The sequence below is a fragment of the Radicibacter daui genome, from assembly GCA_030657355.1.
GTDB classification, from domain to species: domain Bacteria; phylum Pseudomonadota; class Alphaproteobacteria; order Radicibacterales; family Radicibacteraceae; genus Radicibacter; species Radicibacter daui.
The window spans coordinates 4,097,012-4,110,431 of sequence record CP131056.1 but is presented as its reverse complement, the minus strand read 5'-3'; the positions used below and the strand labels follow the sequence as shown (position 1 = coordinate 4,110,431).

The window sequence follows — 13,420 nt, the reverse complement described above, 5'->3', positions numbered from 1 at the left end:
GCCATGCAAAACAAAAGGCCCGGCCACCAGGGGAGGCGGCCGGGCCTTCTTTAATCATGGCGCTCCTTTTACGGAGCGCCGCCGTGATCAGATCGCCAGCTTGCGCACATCCGACAGATGGCCGGTGATGGCAGCGGCCGCCGCCATGGCCGGGCTCAGCAGGTGGGTGCGGCCACCGCGGCCCTGACGGCCTTCGAAGTTGCGGTTGGAGGTGGAGGCGCAACGCTCGCCCGGCTCCAGCTTGTCGGCGTTCATGGCAAGGCACATGGAGCAGCCAGGCTCACGCCAGTCAAAGCCGGCCTCGATGAAGATCTTGTCGAGGCCTTCGGCTTCCGCCTGTTCCTTAACAAGGCCCGAACCCGGCACGATCATGGCATAGACGCTGGAGGCGACCTTGCGACCCTTGGCGATGCCGGCGACCTCGCGCAGGTCCTCGATGCGGCCATTGGTGCAGGAGCCGATGAAGACCTTGTCGACCTTCACCTCTTCCAGCTTCTCTCCGCCCTTGAGACCCATATAGTCGAGCGAGCGGGCAATCGCCTTGCGGCGGCCTTCGTCGCTGTAATCATCCGGGTGCGGCACAGTGCCGTCGATGGGAGCGACGTCCTGCGGGCTCGTGCCCCAGGTGACCTGCGGCACGATCTCGCTCGCCTTCAGCACCACTTCCTTGTCGTAGGCGGCGCCGGCGTCGGACGGCAGGGTCTTCCAGTAGGAAACGGCGGCATCCCACTCGGCACCCTGCGGGGCCATCGGGCGGCCCTTGAGGTACTCGAAAGTGGTCTCGTCCGGGGCGATCAGGCCGGCGCGGGCGCCACCTTCGATCGACATGTTGCACATGGTCATGCGGCCGGCCATGGAGAGCGCCTGCACGGCTTCACCGGCATATTCGATCACGTAGCCGGTGCCGCCGGCGGTGCCGATCTTGCCGATGATGGCGAGGATCATGTCCTTGGCGGTGATGCCGGCAGGCAGCTTGCCTTCCACCGTCACCCGCATGTTCTTGGGGCGCGACTGCTGCAGCGTCTGCGTCGCCAGCACATGCTCGACCTCGGAGGTGCCGATGCCGAAGGCCAGCGCACCGAAAGCGCCGTGCGTTGCCGTGTGGCTGTCGCCGCACACCACGGTGGTGCCGGGCAGGGTGAAGCCCTGCTCGGGGCCGACGATGTGCACGATGCCCTGGCGCTTGTCGTTCATGCGGAAGTAGGTGACGCCGAAATCGGCACAGTTCTTCTCCAGCGTCTCGACCTGGATGCGGCTTTCCTCGTCGGCGATGCCCTGGGCACGGTCGGAGGTCGGCACGTTATGGTCGGCAACCGCCAGCGTGAGTTCCGGACGGCGGACCTTGCGGCCGCTCATACGAAGCCCTTCGAAAGCCTGGGGGCTGGTGACTTCGTGCACCATGTGGCGATCAATATAGAGGATGGTGGTGCCATCATCCTGCTGCGTCACCAGATGGCTGTCCCAGATCTTGTCAAAAAGCGTACGCGGCTTGGTCATCCTCGTCCTCATCCAGGGGCTTCCTTGCCGGCGGGCGCCGCCTTTCGGCGCTGCCGTGGAGCCTCTTTGACTGTCAGTCGGGTTATTAAATAACAAAACGGAAGAGAGGTTCGATAAACCTGAAAAGCCGGGCGATCAAGACCGACATGAAGCTTTCCCGGCCTGCGTCACACGCAACTCTCCCCGTCTTCACAAAAGCTGCTGTTTCCTCAAGGGCTAATCCGCCTCGCCGGCATTAAACTCATCCAGCAGCTGGGCGATGCTTGCACTGTCCGGCTGCTCGAGAATGGCGCGGGCACGGGCAACCGCGCCGGAGACGGCCAGATTGCGGATACGCCGCTTCATGAACGGAATCTTGGGCGGAGAGGCGGAAAGCTCGCGCACGCCAAGGCCGACCAGCAGCGGGATGAATCGGGGATCGCCCGCCATCTCGCCGCATACGGCAATGGGAATGCGCGCGGTAAGCGCCGCCTGCGTCGTCATCTGGATCAGGCGCAGCACCGCCGGGTGCAGCGGATCGTAAAGATGCGCCACCTGCTCGTCCGACCGGTCGATGGCGAGGGTGTACTGGATGAGATCGTTGGTGCCGATGGAGAAGAAATCGGCCTGAGTGGCCAGACCCTCGGCCGAAAGTGCAGCCGCCGGAACCTCGATCATAATGCCGAGCGGCGGCAGCGGATCGGCAATCGGCACGCCCTTGCGCTTGAGGCGCCGGGCAACCCGCATCAGCGAGGCGCGGGCAAGGCGCAACTCTTCCAGCCGGCTGATCATCGGCAGCATGATGCGGATGGGCCCATGCGCCCCCGAACGCAGCATGGCGGCGAACTGCGCCTCCATCAGCTTGGGTTCCTTGAGCGACAGGCGGATGGCGCGCAGGCCAAGCGCCGGATTGTCGCTGCTGAAGCTTTCATGCCCGAAGGCCGGCGCCAGCTTGTCTCCGCCGACATCGAGCGTGCGCAGGGTGACCGGCATGCCGGCCATCTTTTCCACGATGGCGCGATAGGCCTGGTACTGCTCGTCCTCGCCCGGCAGGTCGCGCCGGTTCATGAACAGAAACTCGGTGCGCAGCAGCCCTACGCCCTCCGCGCCGCTGTCGATCACATTGGCGGCTTCGCTCGGCAGTTCGATATTGGCGCGCAGCGTAACCGTCACCCCGTCGCGGCTGATGGCGGGCAGCTTGCGCAGGCGCTTGAGAGTGCGGCGCTCCTTGTCGAGAGCAACGGCTTCCTCGCGATAGGCGGCCAGCTTTTCCGGCGAAGGGTTGAGCACCACGATGCCGCGCCCGCCATCGACGATGATGGTATCGCCGGTGTGCGCGCTTTCCACGATGCCGGCGATGCCCAGCACCGTCGGCAGGCCAAGGGCACGGGCCATGATGGCGGTGTGGCCTTCGGCGCCGCCCAGCACGGTGGCAAGGCCGGCAATGCGGGCCGGGTCCAGCAGGGCGGTATCGGCCGGCGTCAGTTCCTCGGCCAGGATGACGCTGCCGAGCGGAACGCCCGAAAACGCCTTGTAGGTATAGTCGATGAGGTTGCGCACCACGCGCATGCCAACCTCGCGCACATCCTTGGCGCGCGAGGCGATATAACTGTCCTCAAGGCCGGCAAAACTGTCGGCGATCACCTGGATTTCGGCCACCACCGCCGCTTCGGCGTTGATTCTCTCCTCTGAAATGCGGCGGGTGATGCCGCGCATCAGGCGGGAGCCGCCGAGCATGCTGGCATGCGCCTCGAGTAGGAAGCCGATTTCCTCCGCCGCCGCCTGCGGCAGGGCCGAGGATTTTTCCCTGAGCCGGTCGATCTGCTTGCGCGACTTGGCAACAGCGCCCTCAAGGCGCGCCAGTTCATCGGCAACGGCGTCCGGCATCAGGTTATAATAGGGGACACTCTCGACGCCGGGCTTGACCAGATAGGCCGGTCCGATGGCGATGCCCGGGGCAATGCCAAGCCCGTGCAGCGATATTTCGCGCGTGCTGTCGCTGCGAACCATGAACCTCAATCCTCGTCGAAGCGCCGGTCAATCAGTTCGGCAAGCGCATCGAGCGCGGCCACGGCTTCGTTGCCGCTGGCGCGCAGCATCAGATCGGTGCCCGGACCGGCGGCCAGCATCATCAGCCCCATGATCGAGAGCCCGGATACTTCGGTATCGCCACGCGCGACGATGATCTCGGCATCGAAGCCTTCGACCAGCTTCACGAATTTGGCGGAGGCGCGGGCATGCAGGCCGCGCCGGTTGCGGATGGTGACCGCCCGTTCCTGCATGTTCTCACCCAGCCCTTGCGATTGCGACATGAGCTTCAGCTATCCGAAAGCAGCGCAGAGGCGACGTTGATGTAATGCCGGCCGGCATCGGCGCAGGCCACCACCGCCCCCTTGAGGGACTCGGCGTTGCGCACGCTGGCAAGCTTGATGAGCATGGGCAGGTTGATGCCGGCCACGACCTCGACATGCGCCTTTTCCATGATGGAAATGGCAAGGTTGGACGGCGTGCCGCCAAACATGTCGGTCAGCACGGCGACACCATCGCCGGTGTCGACTTCCGACACGGCGGCCAGGATGTCCTGACGGCGCTGCTCCATGTCGTCTTCCGGCCCGATGCAGACGGTGTGCACCTGTTTTTGCGGTCCCACCACGTGCTCCAGGGCGGCGACGAATTCGTCGGCCAGCCTGCCGTGCGTCACAAGGACGATACCGATCATCTGCCCTTCAACCCCTCATGATCTTTTCGCCCGGCACTGCCGGCCGGGCTGTTTCTTGTCTTTTCGTCCCGCCTTGCGGCAGGTGCCCATCGGTTCTTGTCGTTTTTGTCCCGTTGCATTTGCCGGTTCATCGCCTGTCAGTCCAGTTCGCGATGCCGGATCGTGCAGTCATAACCCTTTTCACGCACCCAGCGCCCCATCGTTTCCGCCAGATAGACCGAGCGGTGCTGCCCGCCGGTGCAGCCGAAGGCGATAGTGAGATAGGCCTTGCCCTCCTGGCGGTAACGCGGAAGCAGCGGCTCCAGCAGTGCCTTGAGATGGGCAAGAAAATCGGGAAGGTCGGGGTCATCCTCGATATAGGCGGCCACATCGCTATCCCGCCCGGTGTGCTGGCGCAGGGCCGGTTCCCAGTGCGGATTGCGCAGGAAACGCACATCGAAAAGCAGGTCGGCATCGCGCGGGATGCCGTGCTTGAAGCTGAAGGAGGTGGTGCACACGCGCAGTGTCGCCGCGTTGTCTTCGGCGAAATGGCCGGCAATCAGGGCGCGGCACTGGTGAATCGTCATCTGCGAGCTGTCGATCACCAGATCGGCGATACGCCGCAAAGGCTCCAGCAGCGCCATTTCGGCGCGGATGCCGTCCATCAGCGGGCGGTCCTGCGCCATCGGGTGCCGGCGACGGGTTTCGGTAAAACGGCGCTGCAGCACCTCGGCATCGGCCACCATCAGCAGCACGCTCAGGCTGACATCCGGCAGGCCGCGCAACTCGTCCGCCACCTGGCCCAGCCGGTCGATGCCGAAATCATGGGTGCGGGTGTCGACACCAAGGGCAAGACGGCGGCTGAACAGCTCGCTGCGCTGGGCTGCAGCCGGGATAAGGCCGAGCGGCAGATTGTCGATAACCTCGTAACCCTGGTCTTCAAGCGTCTTCAGCGCCGTCGTCATGCCGGCCCCGGCAAGGCCGGTGACCAGGACGATCTGGCGTGCCGCGTTCTGCGGCTTCCGGGAAGAGGGCGAGGCGGCGCGGTCCACGGTTGCGGTATCGCTATCGCTCGGCTGGCTCACTCGGGTTTCTCCAGAGCGCCTGTGTGACAAAGGCCCGGATCGAGCGCCGCTTGCAGCGCAAACTGCGCCTTGGCGACCGCCGACCCCTCGAAAGGCGCCAGTGTGACCACGGGCAGGGCTACTCCTTCAAGTGTTTCCTCGCGGCGGTGCGGCAATCTTTCGATCTGCTCGCCGGGAGCGGCCAGCCGCAAGATGAGCCTGACTGTCGCCCGCCCGCACTCCGGCAGCCGCAGGATCCCGAGGCCGCGTGCCTCGATAAGCCCGGCGGTCTGCGGCGGGGCAAAGGCGGCGAGCGTACCGTCGCCGACCGCTTCCACCACCGTCACATCATCCGCCACCAATCCGGCACCTGCCGCAATCAGCCGCAGGGCAAGGTCCGATTTGCCGCTGCCGGAGGGGCCGAGGAGCAGAATCGCCTGGCTCTCAAGGGCAACGCAGCTGGCATGCAGGCGCAGCATCGTGGCTGCGGCGGCTCAGCCGGCCGTACCGCCTACTGTCAGTCCATCAAGCCGTAGCGTCGGCTGGCCGACGCCCACCGGCACACCCTGGCCGCTCTTGCCGCACACGCCGATGCCCGGATCGAGCGCCAGATCGTTGCCGATCATGCTGACGCGGGTGAGGGCGTCCGGGCCGTTGCCGATGATGGTGGCGCCCTTGACCGGAGCGGTCACCTTGCCGTCCTCGATCAGGTAGGCCTCGGTCGCGGCAAAAACGAACTTGCCGTTGGTGATGTCGACCTGTCCGCCACCGAAATTGACGGCATAGAGGCCCTTCTTGACCGACGCGATAATCTCGGCCGGGTCCTTGTCGCCCGCCAGCATGTAGGTGTTGGTCATGCGCGGCATGGGGGAGTGGGCATAAGACTGGCGGCGGCCATTGCCGGTAGCGGCCATGCCCATGAGGCGGGCATTCAGCCGGTCCTGCATGTAGCCGACGAGGATGCCGTCCTCGATCAGCGTGGTGCAGCGGCTGGGCGTGCCTTCGTCATCGATGCTGAGGCTGCCACGCCGGTCGGCGAGGGTGCCGTCGTCAACGATGGTCACGCCCCTGGCGGCAACGCGCTGGCCCATCAGGCCGGCGAAAGCCGAGGTCTTCTTGCGATTGAAGTCGCCTTCAAGGCCGTGGCCGACCGCCTCATGCAGCATGACGCCGGGCCAGCCGGCACCGAGCACGATGGGCATCTCGCCCGCCGGGGCGGCAACAGACTCGAGATTGACCAAGGCCTGGCGCAGCGCCTCATCCACCTGCGCCTTCCAGTTGGCCTCGAGAATCAGCTCCTCGAAGCCGCGGCGGCCGCCGGCACCATGATTGCCGATCTCCATCCGCGTGCCATCGCCGGCCACGATCTGGATGTTGAGGCGCACCATGGGGCGCAAATCGGCAGCCTGATGGCCGTCCGGGCGGATGATCCGCACCGCCTGCCAGCTGCCGGCGATAGAGGCGCTTACCTGTTTCACCCGGCTGTCGCGGGCGCGGGCATAGGCGTCAATCTCGGCCAGCAGCTTGACCTTGTCCTCGAAGCTCGGCCCGCCCAGGGGATTGTCCGGGGCGTAAAGCTGGCGGTTGGTGCCGACCGGGGCCGCGGCCCAGCTGCCACCCTTGCCGGTCTGGATCGAGCGCACCGTTCCGGCGGCGCGGCCAAGCGCGGCCTCGCTGATTTCGCCGGAATGGGCATAACCGGTGGTCTCGCCACTGACGGCGCGCAGGCCGAAGCCCTGCATGGTGTCGAAATTGGCGGCCTTCAGGCAGCCATCGTCCCAGCTCAGGGATTCGGACTGGGCATATTCCAGATAAAGTTCGCCATCATCGGCGCTGCCGAGCGCCTCGCCCACGATGTCGCCTGCCCGCCGGGCATCAAGGCCGGTGCGGGTGAAAAACAGCTCGTCGGTGGTTTGCAGCGCGGACATGGTCTGGATCGCTTTTGTTGAATTCCGCCGGGCAGGGTGGCCATGGCAACCCTGCAAAGCGCTCGCATGAGGCTAAAGATGGCGTCCGCTTGTCGCAGGATCAACCGATCTGGTGAAGATTGCCCTTTGTCGCTCCCCGGCGCCACCCGAACCGAATCCGAGAGGGCAATCGATGTCAGAAAGGTGGAAGCCGGTGATGGATATGGTAAATATGCGATTCATGAGGTCCTTAACGACCGGCCTCGAGCCGATAAGTCCGGGGCCGGAAACTTAGTCCAGCCGAGGGGTTGAACCGCCGCCGACCACCGGAAGTGGCACCCCTTGGAGCCGATACATGAAAATGAGCGCGGGCACTTGTTGTCGCGGCCGGGCATTGTCGTGTAATTATGGGCAAATAGAGAAAAAAAGAGGGCCGATACAAGGCCTGCAGCGCATGCTGATGTTGCGATTGGGGAGGACGAGTTGCCGATGAAGAGGTTCATCACCGCGAGCCTTGCCGGGTTGGGAACGCTCATGGCGTCTGCCGTGGCGCTGGCGGAACAGCCGCACGAGTGGGGCATCGGGCTCCAGGCCGCGCGCTCCCCGATCAAGGTCGAGATGGAGCATTTCCATACCGAGCTGTTGTGGATCATCTCCGCAATTGTGCTGCTGGTCATGGGGCTGTTGGCCTATGTGATGGTGCGTTTCCGGGCCGGTCGCAATCCGGTGCCGTCGAAAGTTACCCACAACACGCTGCTGGAAATCTGCTGGACCGGCATTCCCGTGCTCATCCTGGTGGTGATCGCCATCCCGTCGCTGAAGCTGCTCTACCTGCAGGACAAGCAGCCCGATGCCGACATGACCATCAAGGTCACCGGGCATCAGTGGTACTGGAGCTATGAATATGCCGATGCCGCCGCCGGTGGCGGTGATGCAGATTTCGGCTTCGACAGCTATCTCATCCCCGACAACGAGATCGATCCGGCCAAGGGCCAGATCAGGCTCCTGTCGGTGGATAACGAGGTGATCATTCCGGCCGATACGAAGGTACGCTTCGTCATCACCGGCGCGGACGTCATCCATTCCTGGGCCATCCCGTCGCTCGGCATCAAGATGGATGCGGTGCCGGGGCGCCTCAATGAAGCCTGGACCTATGTGCCCGCCAAATATATCGGCGAGACCTTCTACGGCCAGTGCTCGGAGATTTGCGGCATCAATCACGGCTTCATGCCGATTGCCGTGCGCGCCGTCTCCAGGGAGGACTACGCCAAGTGGCTGGAGCAGGCGAAGACCAAGTTCGCCTCCGCCGCCCCGTCTGAGGCGCCCGGTATCGGCGCCGTTGCCCAGCTTGCGCCGTAACCAGCGCTGCTGACGCCGCAGATTTGAAAGAAGGATCGGTCCAGATGGCCAGCCATTCCGCGCACGCCCATGACCATGATGACGGGCACCACGACCACAAGCCCGGCTTTTTCACCCGCTGGTTCCTGTCGACGAACCACAAGGATATCGGCACGCTCTATCTGATTTTCGCGGTGATCGCGGGCCTCATCGGCGGCCTGTTCTCCGTAATCATGCGCGCCGAACTGCAGCATCCTGGCCTGCAATTCATCACCAACGGCCAGATGTGGAACGTGATCATCACCGCCCACGGTCTGATCATGGTGTTCTTCGTCGTCATGCCGGCGCTGATCGGCGGATTCGGTAACTGGTTCGTGCCGCTGATGATCGGGGCGCCGGACATGGCCTTTCCGCGTCTCAACAACATCTCGTTCTGGCTGATCGTGCCGGCCTTCCTGCTGCTGCTGGGCTCCGCCTTCGTGGGCGACGGCGCCGGCACCGGCTGGACGATCTATCCGCCGCTTTCAACCGCGACGGGCCAGCCCGGCCCCTCGGTCGATATGGCGATCTTCGCGCTGCACCTTGCCGGCGCGTCCTCGATCCTCGGCGCGGTCAATTTCATCACCACGATCTTCAACATGCGCACGCCCGGCATGACCTTCCACAAGATGCCGCTCTTTGTGTGGTCCATGCTGATTACCGCCTTCCTGCTTCTGCTGGCGGTGCCGGTGCTGGGCGGTGCGATCACCATGCTGCTGATGGACCGGAACTTCGGCACCAGCTTCTTCGATCCGGCCGGTGGCGGCGATCCGCTGCTGTTCCAGCATCTGTTCTGGTTCTTCGGCCACCCCGAAGTCTACATCATGATCCTGCCGGCCTTCGGCATCGTCAGCCACGTGGTCTCCACCTTCTCGCGCAAGCCGATCTTCGGGTATCTCGGCATGGCCTACGCGATGGCGGGCATCGGCTTTGTCGGCTTCGTGGTGTGGGCGCACCACATGTTCACCGTCGGCCTCGACATCGACACGCGCGCCTACTTCACCGCGGCAACGATGATCATTGCCGTGCCAACGGGCATCAAGATCTTCTCCTGGATCGCCACGATGTGGGGCGGGTCGCTGGAGTTCAAGACGCCGCTCCTGTGGGCGATCGGCTTTATCTTCCTCTTCACCGTCGGTGGCGTGACCGGCGTCGTGCTCTCCAATGGTGGCCTCGATGTCGTGCTGCACGACACCTATTATGTTGTCGCGCATTTCCACTATGTGCTGTCGCTGGGCGCGCTCTTCGGCATCTTCTGCGGCTGGTACTACTGGATCGGCAAGATGTCGGGCCGGCAGTATCCGGAGTGGATCGGGCAGGTGCATTTCTGGCTCACCTTCGTGGGCGTGAACCTCACCTTCTTCCCGCAGCACTTCCTTGGCCTGCAGGGCATGCCGCGCCGTATTCCGGACTATCCGGACGCCTTTGCCGGCTGGAACAACGTTTCCTCCATCGGCGCCTACATCGCTTTTGCCGGCGCCATCTTCTTCGTGTTCGGTGCGTTCTACACCCTGTTCTTCGGCAAGAAGGTTGGCGCGAATTACTGGAACGACAGCGCCAATACGCTGGAGTGGACGGTCAGCAGCCCGCCGCCGTTCCACCAGTTCGACGAACTGCCCGAGCTGCCGGAAACGGCGGGCCACTAAGGCGCCGCAAGGCTCCGGCCGCTCTTCGTCTCACGCGCGGCTGCCTCTGGCGATTGTGAAGCCAGGGGCAGTTTGCGGCCTTGCACTGAGCGCTGCTTGCAGGCAAGTGCAGGGCAGTTTGCCTCGTGAGAACCCTAGGGCCCCTAGATGACCAAGACGATGATCAACGCCACCACCAGCCCTGAAGCGACTGCTTCCTCACCCGCCGCGCGCGGGGGAGAGGGCACCACGCGCGACTATTTCGAGCTTCTGAAACCGCGCGTGATGAGCCTTGTGGTGTTCTCCGGCTTTGCCGGGTTGATGGCGGCTCCGGGCCATATTCACCCGCTTCTGGGCTTCACCGCCATCCTGTGTATCGCGCTGGCTTCCGGTGCCGCCGGCGCCATCAACATGTGGTACGAGCGCGATCTCGACTCGCTGATGAAGCGCACGAAGGATCGCCCGCTGCCGGCTGGCCGCGTGGCGCCCGACGATGCGCTGGCGATGGGGCTTTTCCTCACGGCCTGCTCCGTCGGCCTGATGGGCCTCGCCATCAACTGGGTGGCGGCCGGCATCCTTGCTTTTGCCTCCTTCTTCTACGTCATCATCTACACCGTCGGGCTCAAGCGCTACACGCCGCAGAACATTGTGATCGGCGGCGCGGCCGGCGCCTTTCCGCCCATGATCGGCTGGGCCGCGGTGACGGGCGATGTGAGCTGGGCCTCGCTGACGCTCTTCCTCATCATCTTCCTTTGGACGCCACCGCATTTCTGGGCGCTGGCGCTCTTCAGTAACGAAGATTACCGCCGCGCCGGCGTGCCGATGCTGCCGGTGGTTGCCGGTGAGCGCCATACCAAGTGGCAGATGCTGGCCTATACGCTGGTGCTGGCGCCGGTGGCGCTGCTGCCGACCTGGCTGGGCACCGCGGGCGTGGTCTATCTGGCGTTTGCCGCTGTGCTGGGCGCGCTCTTCATCCTCTCCGCCGTTCGCGTGATGCGTGAGGACGGGGCATCGACGAACCACAAGGCCGCGCGCCAGATGTTTGGTTATTCCATCCTTTATCTGTTCGCGATCTTCGCTGCGCTGATCGTTGACGCAACCGCACGAGGGTTATGAGCGGACATGAGCAAACGCCCCTCCGACACCCAGATGCACAAGGAAAGGCGCGGACGTAACCGCACCGTGCTGCTGCTTTTGATCGGGTTTGCCGCGCTGGTCTACGCCATCTCCATTGTGCGTATGGGCGGAGGCCACTGACGATGGCAGCCCGCCCGCCCGCCCGCAAAGCCACCGGCGGCAAAGGCCGCAGCAATGGCCGTATGGCCATCGGGCTGGCTGTGCTGGTGCTGGGCATGGTGGGGCTGACCTTCGCTTCCGTACCGCTTTACGGTCTTTTCTGCTCCGTCACCGGTTATGGCGGCACCACAAAGCGCGGCGGGGAGCTGCCCAAGACGGTGCTCGACCGCGAGATGAAGGTGCAGTTCAACGCCGATGTGAACAGCGATCTGCCCTGGGTCTTTCACCCCGACCAGCCTCAGCTGACGGTCAAGATTGGGCAGGGGGCGCTTACGTCCTTCACCGCCAAGAACATGTCGGGCCGGCCGACGGTTGGCATGGCGGTCTATAACGTCACGCCGCTTCAGATCGGGCGCTATTTCCACAAGGTACAGTGCTTCTGCTTTGACGAGCAGTTGCTGGCCCCGGGCCAGAAGGTCGACATGCCGGTCTATTTCTACATAGACCCGGCCATGAATGACGATCCGTATCTCAAGGACATCAAGACGGTCACGCTCTCCTATACTTTCTATCAGGCCAAATCCGACCGTCTGGACGGGGCTATCGCAAAGTATTATCAAGAGCTTGAGAAGCAGGCGGCTTATGACAAGACGCATGATCCGGCCGAGGCCGCCAAAGAGGGCGGAAAAGGCGGATGAGTTGCTTGTCATAAGATTGCGCGATCAAATAAAGTCCAAAAATAACAATCGCGACTGAATGACGATGGGGACGCTGAAGTGACGTCCGCCACGTGAGCAGGGGAAAGGGAAACGAGGAACATGAGCGATCACGACGCCACGGCACCTGCCGGACATTCCGCCCATGGCCATCCGTACCACCTGGTAAATCCGAGCCCCTGGCCGCTACTGTCCGCCTTTTCCGCCGGCCTGCTGGCGATTGGCACCGTCATCGGCATGCATGGTGGCGGCTGGTGGATCAGCCCGATCGGCGGCCTGTGCGTGCTTGCCTGCATGTATGTGTGGTGGCGCGATGTCATCAAGGAAGCCGTAATCGAGAAGGCGCATACGCCGGTGGTCAAGATTGGCCTGCGCTACGGTATGTCGCTCTTCATCGCCTCCGAGGTGATGTTCTTCGTCGCGTTCTTCTGGGCCTATTTTTCCAGCGGTCTCTATCCCGCCGCCGCCACCGGTTTCCAGTGGCCGCCCAAGGGCATCCATACGGTCGATCCGTGGGACCTGCCGCTTTTGATGACGCTTATCCTGCTGCTCTCCGGCACAACCGTCACTTGGGCGCACCACGCCATTCTCGAGAACAAGCAGGCCGATGCTGTGAAGGCGCTGGCCATCACGGTGCTGCTGGGCATCAGCTTCACCTGCGTGCAGGTGTTTGAGTATGCGCACCCGCATTTCAGCCTGCATGACGGCATCTATCCGTCGACCTTCTACATCGCTACCGGCTTCCACGGCGCCCATGTGATCATCGGCACCATCTTCCTGGCCGTCTGCTACTTCCGCACCCGCGCCGGGCATTTCACCCCCAAGAGCCATTTTGGCCTCGAGGCGGCAGCCTGGTACTGGCACTTCGTGGACGTGGTGTGGCTGTTCCTCTTCTTCGCCGTCTATCTGTGGGGCGCGGGCGTTTCCGCGGAATAAGCTGGACGAAAAGCGCCCCGACGCCGGGCTGGCGGCCCTTTCCCGGCACTGGATCGTCAGATCCCTTGCCTGCCGCTGCCCGCGTTGCGGCATCGGGGCGCTGTTTGAAGGATATCTGAAGCCGGTTGCTGCCTGTTCTCATTGCGGGCTGGAGATTGCCCGCAACGACAGCGGCGACGGGCCGGCTGTTTTCCTGATCTTCATTCTCGGTTTTCTCGTCGTCCCGGCGGCGCTGATCGTGGAATTTACCTGGTCGCCGCCGATCTGGGTGCATGTCGTCGTCTGGCCGCTGCTTGTCGGCGGGCTTATCGCGCTGTTGCTGCGCCCGTCCAAATCCCTCGTCATCGCTATCCAGTACCGCAACCGCCCGGCCGATTTCGGCTGA

14 protein-coding genes are annotated in these 13,420 nt (G+C 63.8%); 7 read left to right on the top strand and 7 right to left on the bottom strand.

Annotated features, from left to right (window positions below):
* Positions 1-87: 87 nt before the first annotated feature.
* From leuC to tldD, 7 genes are all read right to left on the bottom strand, one after another.
* Positions 88-1,497 carry a 3-isopropylmalate dehydratase large subunit gene (gene leuC / locus QTL98_RS19180; protein ID WP_445680066.1) on the bottom strand — a complete coding sequence of 470 codons (1,410 nt, stop codon included), beginning with the start codon at positions 1,495-1,497 and terminating at the stop codon, positions 88-90.
* Positions 1,498-1,713: 216 nt separating this feature from the next.
* On the bottom strand, positions 1,714-3,486 hold the full coding sequence (gene ptsP, locus QTL98_RS19175; protein WP_445680065.1) for a phosphoenolpyruvate--protein phosphotransferase: 1,773 nt from the start codon (positions 3,484-3,486) through the stop codon (positions 1,714-1,716).
* 5 nt (positions 3,487-3,491) lie between these two features.
* Complete coding sequence (locus QTL98_RS19170) at positions 3,492-3,788, bottom strand: HPr family phosphocarrier protein (RefSeq protein WP_445680064.1); 297 nt, start codon at positions 3,786-3,788, stop codon at positions 3,492-3,494.
* Positions 3,789-3,793: 5 nt separating this feature from the next.
* Positions 3,794-4,195, bottom strand: a complete 402-nt coding sequence (locus QTL98_RS19165) for a PTS sugar transporter subunit IIA (RefSeq protein WP_445680063.1) — start codon at positions 4,193-4,195, stop codon at positions 3,794-3,796.
* A gap of 137 nt (positions 4,196-4,332) precedes the next feature.
* Positions 4,333-5,259: an RNase adapter RapZ gene (gene rapZ / locus QTL98_RS19160; protein WP_445680062.1), complete on the bottom strand. Its 927-nt coding sequence runs from the start codon at positions 5,257-5,259 to the stop codon at positions 4,333-4,335.
* Positions 5,256-5,717, bottom strand: a complete 462-nt coding sequence (locus tag QTL98_RS19155; protein ID WP_445680061.1) for an HPr kinase/phosphorylase — start codon at positions 5,715-5,717, stop codon at positions 5,256-5,258. Before QTL98_RS19155 ends, rapZ begins: the two co-directional genes overlap by 4 nt.
* A gap of 15 nt (positions 5,718-5,732) precedes the next feature.
* Positions 5,733-7,166 (bottom strand): metalloprotease TldD, encoded by a 1,434-nt coding sequence (gene tldD, locus QTL98_RS19150; RefSeq protein ID WP_445680060.1) that lies wholly within the window; start codon positions 7,164-7,166, stop codon positions 5,733-5,735.
* A gap of 468 nt (positions 7,167-7,634) precedes the next feature.
* Between tldD and coxB the strand changes: the two genes are divergently transcribed.
* From coxB to QTL98_RS19115, 7 genes are all read left to right on the top strand, one after another.
* Positions 7,635-8,504 (top strand): cytochrome c oxidase subunit II, encoded by an 870-nt coding sequence (gene coxB, locus QTL98_RS19145; protein WP_445680059.1) that lies wholly within the window; start codon positions 7,635-7,637, stop codon positions 8,502-8,504.
* Positions 8,505-8,548: 44 nt separating this feature from the next.
* Entirely contained in the window at positions 8,549-10,168 is a 1,620-nt protein-coding gene (gene ctaD, locus QTL98_RS19140) for a cytochrome c oxidase subunit I (protein WP_445680058.1), read from the top strand.
* Positions 10,169-10,327: 159 nt separating this feature from the next.
* Positions 10,328-11,263, top strand: a complete 936-nt coding sequence (locus QTL98_RS19135) for a heme o synthase (protein ID WP_445682193.1) — start codon at positions 10,328-10,330, stop codon at positions 11,261-11,263.
* 6 nt (positions 11,264-11,269) lie between these two features.
* On the top strand, positions 11,270-11,404 hold the full coding sequence (locus QTL98_RS19130) for a cytochrome c oxidase system small membrane protein (protein WP_445680057.1): 135 nt from the start codon (positions 11,270-11,272) through the stop codon (positions 11,402-11,404).
* A gap of 2 nt (positions 11,405-11,406) precedes the next feature.
* The gene (locus tag QTL98_RS19125) at positions 11,407-12,081 is read left to right on the top strand and encodes a cytochrome c oxidase assembly protein (protein WP_445680056.1); all 675 of its coding nucleotides are present in this window, start codon (positions 11,407-11,409) and stop codon (positions 12,079-12,081) included.
* Positions 12,082-12,201: 120 nt separating this feature from the next.
* The gene (locus tag QTL98_RS19120) at positions 12,202-13,035 is read left to right on the top strand and encodes a cytochrome c oxidase subunit 3 (protein WP_445680055.1); all 834 of its coding nucleotides are present in this window, start codon (positions 12,202-12,204) and stop codon (positions 13,033-13,035) included.
* The gene (locus QTL98_RS19115; RefSeq protein WP_445680054.1) at positions 12,932-13,420 is read left to right on the top strand and encodes a DUF983 domain-containing protein; all 489 of its coding nucleotides are present in this window, start codon (positions 12,932-12,934) and stop codon (positions 13,418-13,420) included. Before QTL98_RS19120 ends, QTL98_RS19115 begins: the two co-directional genes overlap by 104 nt.